The sequence below is a fragment of the Bacteroidia bacterium genome (assembly GCA_033391075.1).
Classification (GTDB): Bacteria; Bacteroidota; Bacteroidia; order J057; family J057; genus JAWPMV01.
In genome coordinates, this window is record JAWPMV010000001.1 from 152,432 (window position 1) to 171,171 (window position 18,740).

General features: G+C 39.0%; 13 protein-coding genes. 4 read left to right on the forward strand and 9 right to left on the reverse strand.

Annotation, left to right across the window (positions count from 1 at the left end):
- Positions 1-109 precede the first annotated feature (109 nt).
- Positions 110-1,276 (forward strand): BamA/TamA family outer membrane protein, encoded by a 1,167-nt coding sequence (locus R8P61_00625; GenBank protein ID MDW3645548.1) that lies wholly within the window; start codon positions 110-112, stop codon positions 1,274-1,276.
- Between the two features lie 2 nt (positions 1,277-1,278).
- Here R8P61_00625 and R8P61_00630 read toward each other — a convergent pair whose 3' ends face one another.
- From R8P61_00630 to R8P61_00660, 7 genes are all read right to left on the reverse strand, one after another.
- Positions 1,279-2,052 carry a hypothetical protein gene (locus R8P61_00630; protein MDW3645549.1) on the reverse strand — a complete coding sequence of 258 codons (774 nt, stop codon included), beginning with the start codon at positions 2,050-2,052 and terminating at the stop codon, positions 1,279-1,281.
- A 6-nt stretch (positions 2,053-2,058) separates the two neighbouring features.
- Positions 2,059-4,272: a hypothetical protein gene (locus R8P61_00635; protein MDW3645550.1), complete on the reverse strand. Its 2,214-nt coding sequence runs from the start codon at positions 4,270-4,272 to the stop codon at positions 2,059-2,061.
- Between the two features lie 2 nt (positions 4,273-4,274).
- Positions 4,275-6,578 carry a hypothetical protein gene (locus R8P61_00640; GenBank protein ID MDW3645551.1) on the reverse strand — a complete coding sequence of 768 codons (2,304 nt, stop codon included), beginning with the start codon at positions 6,576-6,578 and terminating at the stop codon, positions 4,275-4,277.
- A 221-nt stretch (positions 6,579-6,799) separates the two neighbouring features.
- Positions 6,800-9,937 carry a two-component regulator propeller domain-containing protein gene (locus R8P61_00645; protein MDW3645552.1) on the reverse strand — a complete coding sequence of 1,046 codons (3,138 nt, stop codon included), beginning with the start codon at positions 9,935-9,937 and terminating at the stop codon, positions 6,800-6,802.
- Positions 9,938-10,008: 71 nt separating this feature from the next.
- The gene (locus R8P61_00650) at positions 10,009-11,583 is read right to left on the reverse strand and encodes a Dyp-type peroxidase (GenBank protein MDW3645553.1); all 1,575 of its coding nucleotides are present in this window, start codon (positions 11,581-11,583) and stop codon (positions 10,009-10,011) included.
- A 7-nt stretch (positions 11,584-11,590) separates the two neighbouring features.
- Complete coding sequence (locus R8P61_00655) at positions 11,591-11,992, reverse strand: hypothetical protein (GenBank protein MDW3645554.1); 402 nt, start codon at positions 11,990-11,992, stop codon at positions 11,591-11,593.
- A gap of 298 nt (positions 11,993-12,290) precedes the next feature.
- The gene (locus R8P61_00660; GenBank protein ID MDW3645555.1) at positions 12,291-13,037 is read right to left on the reverse strand and encodes a LytTR family DNA-binding domain-containing protein; all 747 of its coding nucleotides are present in this window, start codon (positions 13,035-13,037) and stop codon (positions 12,291-12,293) included.
- 239 nt (positions 13,038-13,276) lie between these two features.
- Between R8P61_00660 and R8P61_00665 the strand changes: the two genes are divergently transcribed.
- The 3 genes from R8P61_00665 (at position 13,277) to R8P61_00675 (ending at position 15,029) form a co-directional block, all read left to right on the forward strand.
- A complete protein-coding gene (locus tag R8P61_00665) occupies positions 13,277-13,720 on the forward strand; it encodes a hypothetical protein (GenBank protein ID MDW3645556.1) in 444 nt (147 codons plus the stop codon).
- A 58-nt stretch (positions 13,721-13,778) separates the two neighbouring features.
- On the forward strand, positions 13,779-14,222 hold the full coding sequence (locus R8P61_00670) for an Hsp20/alpha crystallin family protein (GenBank protein ID MDW3645557.1): 444 nt from the start codon (positions 13,779-13,781) through the stop codon (positions 14,220-14,222).
- A gap of 75 nt (positions 14,223-14,297) precedes the next feature.
- The gene (locus R8P61_00675) at positions 14,298-15,029 is read left to right on the forward strand and encodes a VIT1/CCC1 transporter family protein (protein MDW3645558.1); all 732 of its coding nucleotides are present in this window, start codon (positions 14,298-14,300) and stop codon (positions 15,027-15,029) included.
- 2 nt (positions 15,030-15,031) lie between these two features.
- Here R8P61_00675 and R8P61_00680 read toward each other — a convergent pair whose 3' ends face one another.
- Both R8P61_00680 and R8P61_00685 read right to left on the reverse strand, forming a co-directional pair.
- Entirely contained in the window at positions 15,032-15,427 is a 396-nt protein-coding gene (locus tag R8P61_00680) for a hypothetical protein (protein ID MDW3645559.1), read from the reverse strand.
- Positions 15,428-15,478: 51 nt separating this feature from the next.
- Positions 15,479-18,676 (reverse strand): glycosyl hydrolase, encoded by a 3,198-nt coding sequence (locus tag R8P61_00685; GenBank protein MDW3645560.1) that lies wholly within the window; start codon positions 18,674-18,676, stop codon positions 15,479-15,481.
- Positions 18,677-18,740: the final 64 nt, after the last annotated feature.

An 18,740-nucleotide genomic window follows, 5' to 3' on the forward strand; every position in this document is an offset into this window, starting at 1 on the left:
TCTTACATCGAAAGGGCCTCAAAAATGTCATCAGATTTGCCCTGATTTCCCATGCACTTTCTCCGCATTTATCTCTAACTTCGCCCCCGCATCATAGCAAAATGAATTTATGACAAACAAAAACAGCCTTATTAAAAGCCTTCTATTACTGATATGTTGGATAGGAGGAATATCTTTTTCCTTTGCCCAGGAGCATGAAGCAGACACCACCAAAAGAAATTGGTTGGGAAAAACAGCCCATAAGATCTTTGGGGCGGAGAGAGATCCTGGAAAGCCTCATTTTCTCGTTTATCCTACTTTGGGATACGCACCTGAAACGAGTTTCGAAATAGGAGCATCTGCATTGGCCCTTTTTTATGCCAAAAATGATCATATAAATAACCGCCTAAGCGAAATCAAGCTCTTTAGTTTCGTAACCACCGAGCGTCAGTATGGCATCTGGTTGGAACATGGAATTTATGGAGACAGAGATAATTGGTTTTATCTGGGAGCAGTACGTCAACAGCGCTTTCCTCTCCTTTACTATGGGATCGGCAATGAAACTCCCGGAGATGATCCGATTCTGATTAATGCCAATTATACCTTGATTCGTGAGCGTATCCTGAAAAGAGTGGCCCGTAACTTTTTCATTGGTCTGGAAATCGATTTTCAAAGACTCTATAATGCGGAGTTTGAAAGGCAGGCGATCCCGGAACCTCTGGGTGCTGAAGGTTCGCTTAATCTTGGTTTAGGATTAGGAATCGTTTATGATAGCAGGCAGAATGTATTGAATGAAAGAGAAGGCTTTTTTGCGGAATTGGCTTTCCTGAATTACAATGATAGCTGGGGTAGTGATTATGAATTTAATGGAATCTACTGGGATGTGCGAAAGTTCTATCCCATGAGTGTTGATAAAAAACAAGTGCTTGCCTTGCAAGCGGCCGGAACCTTCGTGCGTGGAGACGTACCTTTCAATCAATTGGCTTTGCTGGGAGGAGAAGTGCTGATGCGTGGCTATTATTTAGGGAGGTTTCGGGATAATAATTATGCCGCTGCACAAGCCGAATACAGATTCCTTCCTTTTCCCTTTAGCAAAAGATTTGGTGCTGCTGCTTTCGTTTCAGCTGGTATGGTCGCAGAAGAGCCCGGAGATTTTCGCCTGAATAAATTTCTGCCTGCTGGTGGAGCCGGCTTACGCTTTCTTCTGTTCCCTCAAAAAGATATTTATGTTCGTCTTGATGTGGCTTTTACCAAAGAAGGAAGTGGGATTTACTTCTTTACCGGAGAGGCCTTTTAAGGTCAATTAATTTTTACATAATAATAGACAGAAACATTTTTAGGTCGGGTTTCGCGGGAATCTAAATGGGCAGAACTAGGATTTACTCCATGTGTACTATGCTTACCAGGATTGGAATTTGCAGCAAAATCTGCAAATCTTAATTTTCCTATTTGAGAATCTGCTTTTTTATCTGATCTGCCCATTCCTATTGCATGCGTATGATTTTGTAAAGCATCGTTTTGAAATACACCTGCTGCTGATCTTCCTCTATTTAATTGTTTTTCGTTTAGGGCCCCTGCACCTCGATTTTCGGGAAACATTTGATTTACTCCGCGGATAAAAACCCCTCTTAAATCTGGAATCGTAAGCAGGCCTGATTCAGCATATTTGGACCCTTCTACCTTTCGTCCGTCACAAGGTGCCCAAATACTCTTTTTTGCATCAAATATTATGGGAAGACCATTGACCTCACTAAAAGTAGCATAATCAATAGTAGAAGAAATGATGCTGCCAATAGGAACTGTGCCTTTGATGGGGCGTAGTATCGAAGTGCTGCCATCCTGCTGATAAGATTTCGCTTCAATATTCCTTTCGACATTATTTTCGATTGTTTTCTCAAGATTAGTTACTTCTTGTTGACTTGCTGATGGAGAAACGTATTCTTTTATAAGAATTGTTCCCATTGAAGAAAATACACCTATCAGCGCTAAAGCAATGGCTTGCCAGGCACGTATCTTCTCAACTTTTACATTTGTTGGATCAGCTATTCTTTGTTTTTTTCGGAAGAGACTCATGGATGGTTAATCTTTAATTTTTCTGCTTTCTTTAGTCCTGATATTTAGTAAAGGAATATCAACTGCTAATGAAAGACTTAACCTCAGGCTTGGAGTAACATTAAGTATATTTTCATTTGCCCCTACTGATTTTAAGAAAGCTGTACGTTGAATTCCCAGATTGGTAGAAATAGGACTATTTGCCCAACCCCAGGATATAAAGACTCCGGGAGAGAAGATTTCTCTTAGGAATATCTTTGAAAGGACAGTTTCATTGTCAACTAAACGGAGCTCCGTAATTGCTCCCAAATCTATTAGAGAAAAGAATAGACCCAAACTATGATGCTTTTTGCTAATTTTCCCAAAGCTCCAGGAAATACCTAGCGGAGCTGTTATTCCTAAAACAGAATCCACATTTGCTACTCCATTTATTGGGAACTCAATACCTGCGTAAGGCCCTACATAAGCATTAATAGAAACATTCGTAAAGGATTTTCTTTTGATCATGGAAGAACCAGGAGGAAGAGCATAAGTCTCTAATACAGTATTAAATTCTTCAGGTTTCTGTATTTGAAGAATTGCTGCGATGAAGGAACTGTATTTTTTAAATAATTTGAGTTGTCTATTAACTCTCTCTAATTTTTTCTCCTCCTCTTTGTTGCCATTAGCGTACTTTTTTATGGCCTTTTGTAAGACAAGTTCTTGATAAAGAATGGATACGTTAAAAAGGGCCTTCGGATACTGTTTATCAATGACATTGCTTAAAAGGCGGGTAAACTGATCTATTACCCCAAAAACACTTGCTAACTCACCCTCATTTCCTTGAATATTCAGTTTGTTTACTATATAATTTGCTTTTGCAAATATGACATTTGCAGCCATTATATAAGCTGAGATCTCATTTGCTGGTAATTTTTTAGCGCCTGATTCACGGCTTTTTTTGAGCAATGCAGATATTTTTCTTGTATTAAAAATTATTTCTTGGAAAGGGGCTTTTAGTTCAAAATAATTTTCGGCAAAAAGATTAAGTTTATCGGCTAGGGATGTGCTATCTTCGAATTGAATTTGATCTATTTTGGCCTGTTGTATCAAAAGGCCTAAATATATTTTGAATATATCTGGATTAGTAAGAACCAAATTCGTGATCGAATCCTGTACCCAATATCCGTGTTTCTTGATTAACTCAGTCTTAGGTTCCCTTATTGATTCAGAGATTAATCTGACTGTAGCTAATCCTCCAGCGACATCTTTCGGGAATGGTTTTAAATATTCTTTGGTCAGACTTTGAATGATTTCTCCCGGATGTTGTTCATTTTTGATTCCAATGGCTATATCCGCAGCAAAAATAACAGCAGCCTTATGACTTGTATCCGAAAAAAGCCGGGAATTATCTTTAATGATTAGCTCTTTAAAGTTCTCGGGTAATGAATTTAGATCGGATTGGAATTGTCCTTTAAGCATAGGAATATGTCGATGGAAGAAAAAAATATCATCTCCGATCATTTCCAGGCCTTTGTGTGTGGCGGGTAAAAGGCTCCTGAATTCTGGATTATTTTTACTTGATATCGCCCGTTTAAAATTATCGAAATATCGAATGGCTAATTCTTCCTTGCTTCGATTAATGAGGAAAGTAACCAGGCTGTCAATCAATTGAGTTGTATTCAGGCCTCCTACACTTCCTTCAGAAATAGAAAGAAAATTATTTTGAATTTCCCCTATCCTTACGCATGCCTCCTTTGGGAAATTAATTCCTTTCAGCATTGAATTTTTACTCAATTCAGTGGAATCCTTTATTTTATACTTCGTTAAAAATGCTTTGACTTTGCAAGGCATATCTTTTTGGACGTGGAGCGCAATAGCATCATAGACGATAGATGAATTTTGTTCGACTTCACTAGAAGCAGCTTCAGGAGTACTTTCTGCGACAATTTGAATACTGAGTACATTTTTTGTTGGCTTACAAGTGATTTTTATCTCGAGTCCAAACTTACGAGCCTCTATAAAAGACCCACTTAAAACAATCGTATCCCCTGCCTCATATATTTTCGATTCACCCTTAGAAAAAGAAAACTCTTTTTTTGCACTAAATCCGATTAAGCTTATAATATCTCCTTTCTCTGCTTTAAGAGGTGTCTTGGGGGATGTATTTACATTCCATTCATGAACCTTTTGTGCAAAAGAAGTAGTAGGTCCCAATAGGGAAAAAAGGAATAATAGGCTAACTGTTAGATATCTTTTCATAACTATGAATTGTTTTCTTCAATAATTGCGAGATTTAAATCCCTGAGTATTCTATGCATGGGTAAGACAAAACTGATACTGCTGCCATCCGCTTCATTCAGGCACCCTACAATTATTCCCAGCGTTTTTTCCAGCTTGTCTGGACCTACGAAACAATTGACCAGAGAGCCAGAATCTCCTGACTGTGTCAGGGGCCCATCATCGGAACCCAAGCTTATTAAATTGTACAGGGTATAAGCTTTTTTTGAATATTTGTGGCTAAATGGATAATCAACATCAATATTTTGAATATAAGCGTCTTTGAAGTAGTCTTTACGCTTATAAATCCTTACAGGAGTTTGGTTTAATTGATCGTTGATATCGGGCACATGTACTTCTTGTATGGTCCTGAATAAATGCTCGGTCTTTTTAGTAATTTCTATGATACCTGCATCCATAGTATTTGACCAAATCACTTTCTTTATCTTACCTAAACTATGATCCTGTTCTCCATTAAAAACCAGCGAGGCTCCGGTTTTACTCAAAACATGCCCACAAGAGAGGATGCATTTATTCGGTGAGTCAAGATTCAACAATTTGCCTGCTATTGTTCCTGTGATTGTCCTTCCTAATTGTGTTTGTTGAACTTCGTCGATATGGTTGCGCCCTTGAAATTCTGCATATTCCCGTTCCTTTTTAATCACTTCAACTTTTTGATTGGATTTTTTCCTTTTAAATTCATCTGGAATTTCCTTCAATTCGAAGCCTTTGAAATGGGAGACTTCGATTACGTACTTTATGGCTTTGTTCTCCTTTTTTATAAGAACTTTGTTTACGGCTATTACTCCCTCCAATGCCAGCCATTTATCGCGGTTTTTCGCCAGAACCAAATCAACCGGATTTAGGCTTAAGACTCTTTTGCCTTGATTTTTATTTTTTACCGTCTTTGCTTCTGCTATCCTTTCTGTAGCTTTTTTCTCCTTTTCCTCTGGTTTTTTCCCCGCTCCTCTTAATGCAACAAGTTTTGTCAGTAAATCGAACCAAAAGGGAGCCCCAAGACAAAGAGCAAGAGCTGTGATGACAAAGCCCCAAAAGGGCGTTTTGGCAGGATTGAGTTGAGCTAGGATGTGCCGTAGTTTTCCCCCAAACCCAGTGGAGCTTTCCCCTTTCAGTTCAAACTTTTCTGACGAAATCTTTTGAAGCGCATCTATCCTGACGTAAGAACTATTTGCAAGCGTATTGATGCGTATCATAGCTCTTTGGTGATCCTGATTTACGCTTCTTTTAAGCGCTAGCAATTCCTGAATCTCTTCTATCTCTAAGCCTTCCAGATGCAGTTCATTATCCAGGCTATCAGTAAGTTTTTGTGCTTTCATGGCCTTTTTGACCTGTGTATTTAGCTTTTCCCACAGTTCATCTTTTTGCTTAAAACTTGTGCTTTTAGTTTCCAGGGGGAATTCATGCCCCAATCCTAACAGAATATCTGTGTTTTCTACTTCCTTGCTTATTTCATTTATGGCTCTGTATAATTGATCTTCTACATATTGACTATCCAAACGACTGATCATCTCGCTCATTTTGGAATCCTTATCTGCCGCTGCAGTTGCAAGTTCAACTATTTGTTCGCGGGCAGTATGGTCCTTGGAAAGTACTTTGACAATTTTAAAACTATCTACATTCAGGATGGCGGCAATTAATATACCCACCCAAAAAATGAGCATTCTCATTTTTCGCTTATACCAACCATTTACCCGATCCATCATTTCTTCATACCATAGCTCAAGCTTTTGGATAAATAGACCCATATCGTCATCTGCATCCTCCAGCAAGGAACAAACTTGCTGACAAGTATTAGGATCAAAATGAAGCGCATTATTTTGAACACTAAATTTTATCTTTCCCCAGTCGTGTATGCCTCTACCTTTTTCACGCAGCATATGGATCAAGGTAGCGCTGAAGGTTTGGGAGGATATATAACTGGGTTTACTTTTCTTGAACAGAAAAATATGGTTAAAGAAATTTACTTTGGTCCCCTGGGAGAGGTAGCGGATTGATGCCTGATTATAAAATTCTCGTGCCTTGCTTTCATGAAATCCCTTAGGGGACAATAGGAAGAAATGTCGAAGTTTGCGCACAAATCCCTCTGGTATGTTTGAAGTTTCCTGATCTTTAAGATCGGTCAACATATTCGTAATGCCCTGTTTTAATATTCTGGCACGAAATCCCATCCAGGTGGAAAGCATTTCTACAATTAAGGACATGAAAATGCTGTAGATGAGGTAGATGAATACCAGACCTAAGGCTAATTCTAGAATGTTTGTGTTCATCTTGAGGATATGCTTTTTGAAAGTCCGGGGTCCCTAAACCCCGGATCGTTGACTGTATCAGTATAAGAAATAAGGAGTACTGGACAGTTCTTTACCATATTTCCAGGTGTATTCGATTTCTTATTTCCTGGACTCAAGATTCCAATTATTTATCTTTTAAACTGAGGGATTTGGTGGAGGGGATTTTTCGAGCCGTGAAGGACTGATATGAGGCAAGGAAACTAGAGAATAGGTATCCGTAGTTCCACCTGAGTTCCCCTGGCTTCATTTTCCTGAGTATATAAATCAATGATTTTCAGGCTGGAGGCTTTGCCTGTTTTTTCTGTAAGTAAGTCTAATCGTTTTTGAGTGATTTCCAGGGCTTTGGAGGTATGATTTTTATTCTTTCCCGCAGACATTTTCCTACCTACTCCATTATCACTTATTGTACAAACCAGGCTGTCTGATTCCTGATAAAACACGATCAAAATTTCGCCTTTTTCTTTTTTCAATGCCAAGCCATGAATTATAGCATTTTCGACAAAAGCCTGAAGGATCATGGTAGGAACGAGGGTTTCATCCCAATCCAATCCTTCTTCTATTTCAAATCGATAGGTAAATGCTCCTTCAAATCTAATAGCCTCTATAGCCATATATTCTTCCAGCAATTTCTTTTCCTCTCTTAAGCTGATATATTGATTTTTTGCCAGTTCGAGCACCTTCCTGCTTAGGGCACTAACTTTCATCAGGAGTTTATCAGCACTTTTTACATTTTTGTCCCATATATAGCTACGAATAGAGTTCAGGCTATTGAAGATAAAGTGTGGATTCATCTGGACCCGTAAAATAGTGGTTTCCAATTCTGCGAGTTTTTGCTGCTTACGGATATGGGCAATTCGATTTCTGTAAAGTGCATAGAGCCCCGCCAATGCAAAGACTAAGAGGATAAAATAATAGAGGCTTGTTTCGGTGAAATAAGGCCTGAGACGTAGGCCCATACGCAGGGGTTCATTTGACCATTTACCTTCTGAATTGCTGGCATATAGTTCTAAGGTGTAGTTTCCTGGATCAAGATCAAAATATCGCACAAAAGGATCATCGCCTTGGTTTAATATCTGCTTGGATTCATCTCTGAGTACATAATAAAATTGACAAGCCTTCGGATTTCCATACTCCATCGCTGAGAAATAAAGGTTTATGCTGCGTTTATCTGGGGGAAGAACCAATCGTTTAATTTCTCTTCCTTCATATTGAGTGCTCTCATAAAACAGCCCTTCCCTTACCAGATCTCCATTGATTTCAATTTTGGTGATGGTAGGCCGGGCTAAAACAGAGTGTTCATTGATTTCACGGGGATCAAAAAGACTATATCCATTGGTTCCTCCAAAAAGGAGTTTTTGATCTTTTGTTTTACTGTAAGCATAAAAGTTGAACTCTGTTTCCTGTAAACCATCACTTTTATCAAATATTCGGAAATGATTAAAAGGCTCCTCTTGAGTCTGATTTGGAAGTATGTTGGGATTGTAGATGAGAAGACCATTGTTCGTACTGATCCACATTCGGTTATTACTGTCAAACTGCATCCCATTGACTGTTAAAAATCTCTGGTTGAAAAAATCATCCTTTTTCAAATCGAACTCATTCCCCTGTTTTTCAATCCAATAGAGCCCTTGCGAACTGCCTAGCCAAATACGTTTTTTGTCAGGACTTTCGGCCATACAGTAAACGAGGGGACCAAATGGGAGAAATGCTTTGAGATGCAGGTTTTCGTTGTTTTTAGTATAGATTTCAATTCCTGATCGATATTTTGAGGTATAAAGATTCGCGTCCTGATCTTCATAAATCACGGTGAAATCACCAGATTTCCCCTTATCTAAGTCTGCTTTTTCTAATCTGTATGATTCCTCTTTTAATTCGAATATTCCATCTCCGAAAGATGAAACGAGAATCCTACCGGACTTAAGTTCTTTTATGTAGGTAGCTACAATTTTGTGTTGATTGTATGCATTGGATCTTGGTACAGCCTGGAAATTTTTTTGACTTGGCCTTAAAACAAAAAGGCCTAAATTGCTGCAAACCCACATTCTGGATTTACTATCCTGAAAGATATAATAGAGTTCTTTTTTATCCAGGATTTTATCATTTTGAAATTTCGTCCAGGCGGGTCTTACTATTTTTCCATGTTGATCAGTAATAATCAGGGAAGTGTTTGTAATGGACCAGATATTCCCCTCTGGTCCTTCGCTGAGAGACTTAACGTTTTTTTGTGAGTTGTCAAGGCTTTTTTGTAAGAAACTAGGGAATCGTTTTTTTTCTAAATTACAATAGAAAATTCCTTCAGAATTTGTTGCGATCCATAAAGTATTGTCTGGGTCCAGATACATTCTCCTAATAGAACTATTGAAAGGCATCACTAGACCATTCTGAATAGAATAGATGGTTTTGGTATATGCTTTAGATTTCAGGTTAAATAAAAAAAGGCCTTGTTGGGCAGTTCCTATCAGCAAATGATCTCTATCATAAGGTATAATGCCCCGAATAGCCTTGATAGTATCTGCTTGAAAATCAGTAAAGCATTCGAATTCATCTCTATCTTTAGTAGTAAGGACCAATCCCTGATCTGTGCCAACCCACAAGTTCCCATTATCTCGGTGATGAAATGCAAATGCATTGTGTGCGGGATGTTTTTTTATCAATTTTGCAGAATAATCTCCTCGAGGATTCATTTTGTATTCACGAATTTCCCATCCTCCTTTTCGGGGTAAGTATAAATGATATACTTCTAAATCCCGTGAGAATTTTATATGTATACCATCTAAATCGAAATTTGGTATTTGATCTATATATATATAAGCCGAATCTGGTTTTCGAGAGTTTATAGCAACTAAATCAAACCTGCTAATTGAACTGTCTGCTGGAATTAAAGCCCATAAAGAACTTCTCACTGGATCGAAATGCACAATATGCACATCGTTTATTTCCTTCCCTTTTCTATCTCTTACAGCAATTCTATTAAACTGTTTTGAATCATGAGAATAATAGTGAATCTTTTGGGAGGTGCTAAACCAAATATTTCCCTCATTATCTTCAAAAAAACCACTTTGCACTACAGGATCAAAAAGCTGTCTATTGTCTGTACTATCTGGTAAATACTGCATGACTTCCTTACCATCATATCGATTTAAGCCATTGATAGAACTTACCCAGAGAAAATGATGGGAATCTTTTCGGATGACATGTGTATAGGTATTGGAAGTTAATCCTTCTTGGGTCGAAAGCTGATGTAAATACAGGATTTCCGCTTGGCTGTATAAGTTCTGCCAGGGAAATAAAAACCAACTCCCAAAGCATATGCTTAAAAATAAACAGGGCAATCGCATGAAAAACTATTTTGTAGGAATTACAGATTGTCTACAAAATAGCATTCATTTGATAATAGGTATAAAAAAAATTAGCTTAGTCGCCCTTCTTCTACCTCATTTTGCCTCATACCCAAACCTTCTAAAAAAGGAATCGAAGGAGCATAGAAATATTCACCACCTTTTAGTTTAATGATTCCTTCAAAACTATAAGGAACTTCCTTTACCTCTTTTGTATTCCAGTCTAGAATCCATTTATATGGATACAATTCTCCTTCTTCAAAAGGACGGCCTATTATGGGATCATAGCCAGTTTTTTCTTGTTCAAAATCTGGATCATTAGACCACTTTATTTTCATCTCTTTAAACTGGGTGGAAACATTTGCTTGATATCCCATGAATAAAAGTCCTACCTTCTCCTCTCCTTTATGATTAATTTCTTTATAAGGTATCCCTCGGCGAGCTATCCGCATATTGAATTTTTTCCCCTCTTTATATTCGGTTCCATTTTGAGTTATCTGTGCTTTGCTACGTGGATTGGTTTTTCTAATATGAGAGAAATAAGGACAACGGGAATCCCCATCAAATCCATCTCTATCCTCGACAGGTTTATATTTATTGAAGTTCTTGATTTTTAAAATGGATTCAATATGTTGATTTTGATGATCCATAATTGGATGATCATATAATTCAAGAGGAGTTCCATCTCTGAATCTGCCGAAGATCTGAGCCTCAACGAATGCTTTCTTTTCCTCAAATCCTTTCTGATACTTCTTAAGTCCAAATATCTTGTAAGTAAGATCTTCTACCATCCATTCAAACCGGGCAACATCTTGCTCCAATTTTCTAAATACCATATAGCTGCCTAAATGATCATCTAAAACAATCTCTCGGCTCTTTTCTAGAAGTTCCTTTCCATTTTTTTCCCAAAAGGGAATTTTGCTGAGACCATCCCGAAATCCAAAAGGTTCCCGAGCGTCCCTCCTATTTCCATTGTGGTAAATCATCCTACCTCTTTCTGCAAATAAGAATTTGACAGAACATTTCCGGCCCCAATAATTTGTAATTTTCATAGCTTCTTCCTCCAATTTGCTAGAGTCATCACCCGCTAGCTGGATCAACATGTCAACCTTTTTTTCTCTTCTCCAGGCGTACTTTAACCAGGGGTTTTTACTTTTGGAGCCTGGAATATGGTCATTGACAGCAGTTTTATTGCCGCTACTTGACATCCCTTTCAGGAAGGTTTTATCATCTGGAAACTTGTCAATTAGACGATTATTCTTCGTTTTTTTGAATCCCAAACCTGATAAATATAGAAAGTAGACATTTGGCTTTGATTTTAAAAATTTATCAATATGCTCCAGGTCAAAAACCTTCTTTTTTCTTTCTTTTCCATAATCCAGTCTCTCACTTAAAATTTGTTTGGCTGAAGTTATTTTTTGTGAAAATTCGGATATTGTATTCTGGATATTGGATTTTTCATCTTTACTTAAATTATCACCAAAATGGAAAAAGAGGCAAATAACAAATTCTCTCTTATGAGATTCAAAGATATTTCCTTGTACCTGGTTTAGGATATCCAAAGTATCCAAGCCTTCCAAGTAAGGTTTTTCAATAGGTCTGACGTTTCGATTCAAACCTGATTCTTGAGCTTTTTCGTAGGCCATAATTAATTTATTCTTCGTCTCCTTCGTCTTCTTCAACTAATTCTAATTCAAATTTTGTTTCGGGTCTTTGGAAAGGAGTACATAGAGCAGCCAATAAAACAACTCTTCCGTCCTCTCCATCAAGAATATCAGTCGGATTTCCAGCATCATCATCATCTTCTACGGCAGCGAATATGTACGAAGGACCTTTAAACACATGTCCATGTCCATTGATATCCAATTCGCAGGCTTTGATCATACCACCAATAGTAGCAACTGTTTGAAAGTTATCTCCACTTGTGAAAACTTTCCCTTCCAATACTTCCTCGACATTTGGCTTATGAAAATACCTAGCCAAATGAGCTTTAATAGAATTCGTGTATTTAATCGTTCCGTGTTTTCCTTTTTTTACGATTTTAATTGTAGCCATAATAAAGACAGTATAGTTAATGGGTGAATTACATGTTTGCTTTACTAAGCCTTGGATAAGATGATCAATCTATCGTGAAAGGAATCTTAACCTAAGACATGGAGTTTGTGCTAATTAGAGCCTACGTATTTGAGAACAAAATTCTTCTGTTTTCATCTGTAATTTGACTTTGATCAACACTCAGTATTCTCGAGCTCTAGATAAAAATTATTGTTTTAATCAGATTATATAAAACAAGGAAATTGAGTCCTCTTGCAGGGAAAGATATCTTTCAAGCAGGGAGGCAAATCCGAAACTCCTAAATCTCCGCCATAGCTCTATAAAACTCATCTAAATAACTTCTGGCAAGATCAACCCTGCTACCATCTTTCAATATTACCTGCTGTTCACTTTTGTTGTACTTTTTGACAAATCGAAGATTGATCATGTTTGAACGATGAATCTTTAGAAATTCTGGATAGATTTCAAGCTTGTTTACATAATGCCCTAAATTCCGGGTTGATATTATTGCTTTGCTTTCTCCATTAATAAATATTAGGGTATAAGAATCATCCGCTTTAAAGTGCTTTATATGTTCTATTTCATAGTATAAATCCTCCGAAATTACAGATACTTTCAATTTGCTTGGGAGCTTTTTATTGATCATGACATCCCGAAATACCTGTATTTGTTCCTCGGTGATTCGTTTCTGCTTTCTTTTAAGTGCATGTTCAATTGTTTTTGACAGATCTTCGCTATTTATGGGTTTTAATAGGAAATCAAGGTCTCCAAATCGGATGGCAGTCAAAGCATATTTATTGTGAGCCGTGATAAAAACTACCTGAAAGTCTGTCTGCTTGATTTTAGATAAAAGCTCATAGCCCAAACCATCTGGCAGTTCAATGTCTAGAAATAAGAGCTCGGGCTTATATTTCACAAACAATTCGATTCCTTCCTGCAAATTGTATGCTGAGGCCACTATTTCAATCTCTGGATGCTCTTCTGCTAATAAGTGTTTGAGAATCTTATGACTCGAAGGATCATCATCTACGATCAAGGTCTTCATAGACTGTTCTGTTAAGGGGAATTTGATGTAAAATAAAAATACAAATGCATGCAATATTTAGCAAATAGGAATGTCGAAATAATTGGGTATGAATCATACATGTTTTATACAACAGGAGTATTTTTATGGACCTTTAGGTTTATTTTTTTGCCCCGCATTGAGAAATATCAGTGCGGGGCATTCCTTTTCTCATTCCTAATGGCCTTACTTCCGCTTTACTTCAAAGTAAAAAGGAAGAAATGCTAAATAAAAACATTGGAATCTGGCTCGATAGTGATAAGGCTTACATCTTTAGCTTTTATCAGGGAAAAGAAGAATTAGAGATCATCTATTCTCAAGTTGAACACTTTCAGGTGCAGGGGGGCTATGGCTCCGGTACGACTTATAAACCGCAGGAGGCTGTCTCTGAAAGCAAATACCTACACAGGAAGAAAGCTCAGCTCAAGGATTTTTATTCACGGATAAAAATGCGCCTGAAAGGAGCAGAAGCCATAGCCATTTATGGGCCAGCAGAAGCCAAACTCGGTTTGAAGAAAAGCATCATGAGTTGTCAGGAACTAAAAGATAAGATCGTAGCCTTCAAAAGCTCCGGAAATATGACCGACAACCAAAAGCGGGCGCTGATGCGAGACTTTTTTCAAAAAGAATACCTAAACCGCAAGCTTAGTAGCAATTCTCAATAAAGGAAATACGATCCTTTACCTCTATGGAATCAATTTTTAACTAAATATAATTATCAACATGAGCTTATTAGTCAATAAGAAGGGGGATGGGTTCATGAGGCCATTTGGATCTCTCATCTCAGACCTGTTCGACGATAATAGTTTTTGGGAAAAGAATTTCATTCGTGGAGTTTCTTTCCCAGCCGTAAATGTCAGGGAGACAAATGAGAATTTTGAAATTGAAATGGCCATACCCGGTTTGCGAAAAGAGGATATGGATATCAAAATTGAAAATGGGATGTTGACTATTTCCTCTGAGAAAAAATCAGAGCGGGAGGAAAAGGAGGAGAATTTCACCCGCAAAGAATTCAATTATTCCTCTTTTCTGAGATCATTTAGTCTACCGGAAAATGTGGATCAGGAAGATATCAACGCATCTTATGCAGAAGGAATTTTGACAGTGGTCCTGGCCAAGAAAGAGGATTCCCTTCAACCACCACCCAAATATATTTCTATCGATTAGCATCTCTCCAATGCTAAGTCCGACCGACAGGGCCAGCCATCCCATAAGCTGGCCCATTTTCTTTATCTTATTTATATGGAAAACATCAAACAACAACACGAAAATATTCATGGCAATCGTGGCCGTCTGGGGAAGATGCAGGAGTATTTAGGCGAATTTGTATATGGAGGCATAGATGGTGCAATCACTACCTTCGCGGTTGTGGCAGGTGCCGCTGGGGCGTCCTTTGATCATACAGTTATTATTATACTGGGACTGGCTAATCTGATCGCAGATGGCTTTTCTATGTCTGTGGGAGCTTATCTGGCCCAGAAATCAGAGAGTGATTCATACAATAAGCACCGTAAAATAGAGCTCTGGGAAATTGATAAGTGGCCGGAATTGGAAAAAGATGAGATAAGGGAAATCTATCGGGAGAAAGGATTTCAGGGGAAACTTTTAGAAGAAGTTGTGGAGGTGATAGCCAAAGATAAAGAAGTGTGGGCAGACGAAATGATGCAAGGAGAACATCAGATGTTGCCCGATGGGAAATCTGCTATTTGGGTAGGAGTAGCAACCTTCATTTCTTTTGCCATCATGGGTTTTATACCCCTGATGGTGTATGTACTGCCTTTTATGCAAACCGAAGAGCCTCTTTTGCTTGCGACTATACTCACCTTGACAGCTTTTGTTTTTATCGGATATTTGAAAAGTTATGTGACGCAGACCTCTGCAATCAGGGGAGTATTGGAAACCCTTTTGCTGGGAGCAATCGCTGCGAGTCTGGCATATTTTGCAGGGACGGTATTGGAGGGGATGATTGGGTGAAACTACTTTTTTCTGTAGAAATCCAAGGTATCTGGGTCTTCATTAAATACCATACGGAGTTCGTTCTTAGACAGGAAGATTGTTTCTACCTCAAGGTTCTCCTCCATATCTGTTGGATCGGTGAGAATCAAGTATTTGTTATCTGCCAGCTTTTCTATTGAGTACTCCAGCGTATTCGACTCATCCATTGAATACCACCTATATGTCTGCAGAGAATACAAGTATTTATCAACGCTTATCGTATAGGTGTCATTTCCCTCTACTGGGGGAATATTTATTCCTGAGTCTAAACTTTGGTGTACGAAATTTTCTTTTACGCAATGTTCCCAAACCCCAACAAGTGGATCGGGTTTGGAACAAGCAGATAAGGCAAAGAAAAGAATCAGAAAGGTTCTCATGGATAAAGGATATGCGATCATATGTGCTTATCCCAATGTAATGAATTTTCCTCAATTCACTTCCTTCTCCGGAGCCTTCAAAGCCGGCAAATCTTTACTTCTATAAAGCTCATTGAAGGCCTTTACATCCTTATCCATAATTTCCTCAAGTACTGCTTTATGTTTTGTCCAGGCAGCATCCAAATCTTCAAATCTTGTTCTATAAGATTCCGGTACGCTGGGATCATAGGTGTCCAGGCTACTTTTTATCAGGAAAAATTCAGCGTTCATACCTGCAGGCCAATTGAGGGCATCCTGAAAGCCGCTCTGTCTCAATTCAATTACCGTAGATTGCCAATCGCCGATCTTATTTCCTAATTTTTCCCCGGCTTCTTTCAAGTCTTCCGCACCTTCTGTAGTTCCTACTTGTTTTAGGATTGATTTGATTTTAGCATTCATCTCCATGGTCGAATTGATAGAATTATGGAGTTCATTGATGCGGCCTTCTATGTTTTCGATCAGGCTTTGCTGAGCATCCCAGGCTTGTTTGGAAACCCTAATGTCCGGAGGATCAAGAATCACAATATCAACAGTAGAAGATTCCTCTCCATAAGTCATACGTGCTTTGTAATTGCCGGGAGCAACTCTATGTCCCCGATAATCAGCTCCCAATACAAAGGTATTGGGAATTTTTTGAAGTCCATCTGTTCGGAAATCCCATACAAATCGATTGAGTCCGGGCTTCATAGGAAGCATAGCACTTTGTTGCAAAGGTAAATTCCCTCTTCCACCGGCCAGCATGATGGGTATTTCTTCCTGCGTTCCCTTGATCGAACGGATCACATCTCCTGCTTCATTGAGGATTTCCAGTTTGAGTTCTCTATCATCCAGTTTGTCGAGGTAGTAAACCAAAGGCACTCCTTCAGGAGGATTTTCCCCAACCGCATGCTCCGTAATCAAATAAAAGGGAGGAGCATTGAATATGCGATAGTGAGATTTGGGCTCATACAGTTTCATGGACATTCCTCCGAATTTCCCTTTACTCTGCTGAAAAACGGAAAGATCATCCAAGACCCAGAAAGAACGACCTGCTGTAGAAGCGGCTAAATCATTGTCTCGAATGATGAGGTCCGTAATCGGAACAACGGGCAAATTGAGTTGAAGCCTGTCAAAGTTTTTTCCTCCATCAACGGAAATATAGAAGCCTCTTTCTGCCCCTGCATACAGGATGCCGGGCACTCGGTTATCTTCTCTTATTACCCTGAAAAAATCATCTTTCTGAATGTCTCCTCCTATCTCCGTCCAGCTAGCTCCGTAGTCAGTAGATTTATAACTATAATTCCTGAAGTCATTGAATTTGTAGCGGGTTGAAGCGAAATAGACAGTTGCAGGGTCATGGGGAGAAACCTCCATCGAATGGATCATTGTCTCTGGTAATCCCTCGGGTGTGATATTGGTCCAGTTCTTCCCTCCATCTTTGGTGATATATACCAGGCCGCAATCAGAAGCCGTATAAATGACTTTTTCTTCATGGGGAGAAGCGGCTACATAATAAATCGTATTATAATTTTCTCCTCCTGCCCCTTCATTGGTAAAAGGTCCCCCTCCTTGCCCCTGATGACTGGGATCATTTTTGGTCAGATCTGGACTGATTGCTTCCCATTTAAGTCCTCCATTTTCTGTTTTAAAGAGGACATTTCCACCATAATACATCACTTTGGGATCCTGGGGGGAGTTGATTAAAGGAGCATTCCAATTGAAGCGATACTTCATGTCTTTTGCCTCATAGCCCAAATTGGTCATAGGGTAGGGCATGATATCCTTGCCTTCCTTGGTTTTGGTATCCAGCAAACTGATGCGCCCATTGAAACAGGTACCAAAAATCACCCGAGGATTTTCTGGATCATCGAAGGTAACATAGGCGCTTTCGCAACCTGGTCCATTGTACCAGTCACGGGTCAGGATGCCATAGCTTTTGCTACGAGTCGTAATGGCAACAGAGAGGTTGTCTTGCTGTCCGCTATATACCCAATAGGGTACCTGTTTATCAGCATTGATGCGATAAAATTGAGCAGTTGGCTGATTATTCAAAGTCGACCACGTTTTCCCTCCTGAAAAGCTAATAGTTGCTCCTCCATCTTCTGCCATGGCAAAATTCTGGCTGTTTTTCGGATTGATCCAGAAATCATGGCAATCTCCATGAATGACTCGCATACTTTTGAAGGTCTTTCCTCCATCTATAGATTTCATCAAGGGAGCATTGAGTACATAGACTACTTCCTGATTTCCAGGATCGGCAAATACTTCCATATAATACCAGGAGCGTGCGGTCAGGGTTTGATTATTGGATTTTAGCGTCCAGGAAGCGCCTGCATCATCGGATCGATATAATCCAGCCACAGCCTTTTCTGCTTCTACTATTGCGAAAATTCTATTGGGATTAGCTGCTGAAACCGAAAGTCCAATTTTGCCCATCATCTCGGGTAAACCCTCAACTATTTTCTTCCAGCTTTCTCCTCCATCTGTAGATTTATAGACGGATGAACCTGGGCCACCGCTTTCGACATACCAGGGAGATCTTTTATGTTGCCAGGTCGCTGCATAAAGAATTCGGGGGTTGGAAGGATCCATCATGAGGCTGGATACTCCTGTATTTTCATCTATGAATAATTTCTTCTCCCAGCTATTGCCTCCATCTGTACTTTTAAATACGCCCCTTTCTGTACCCGAACCATGAACCGGTCCTTGCGCACCGACATAAACCGTATTGAAGTCCTGGGGATGAATGATGACATCAGAAATGTGTCGGCTTTCTTTCAGGCCTACATTGATCCAACTTTCTCCTGCATCCGTTGACTTATACACCCCATCTCCATAACTCGTCATAACTCCTCTTACTGCATGCTCTCCGCTGCCTACATAAATGACATTGGGGTCGGATTGACTTACCGCTATATCTCCTATAGATCCTGTTGTAAAATATCCGTCTGATAAATTTCGCCAGTTTTCTCCGGCATCTTCTGTTTTCCAAACTCCTCCTCCGGTATAGCCAGCATAATAAACGGCATCATTAGCAGGTATTCCTGTAATGGCATTGGCCCGACCTCCTCTGAAGGGACCGATATTTCTCCATTTAATTCCGTGGAAAAGATCAGGATCAATTGCCTGATGAGAAGGAGTCTCTTGTTTTGCTTTCTTTCTCTTTTGGGCGAAAGTAGGAGTCGGGATAGCCAAACAGACTATCAATAGATACAGTAGCGTAGATTTCATTAGACCAAAATTAGAAATCTATGTTACTAAAAATGATGGACAAAACAATCTCCTAAGCCTAATG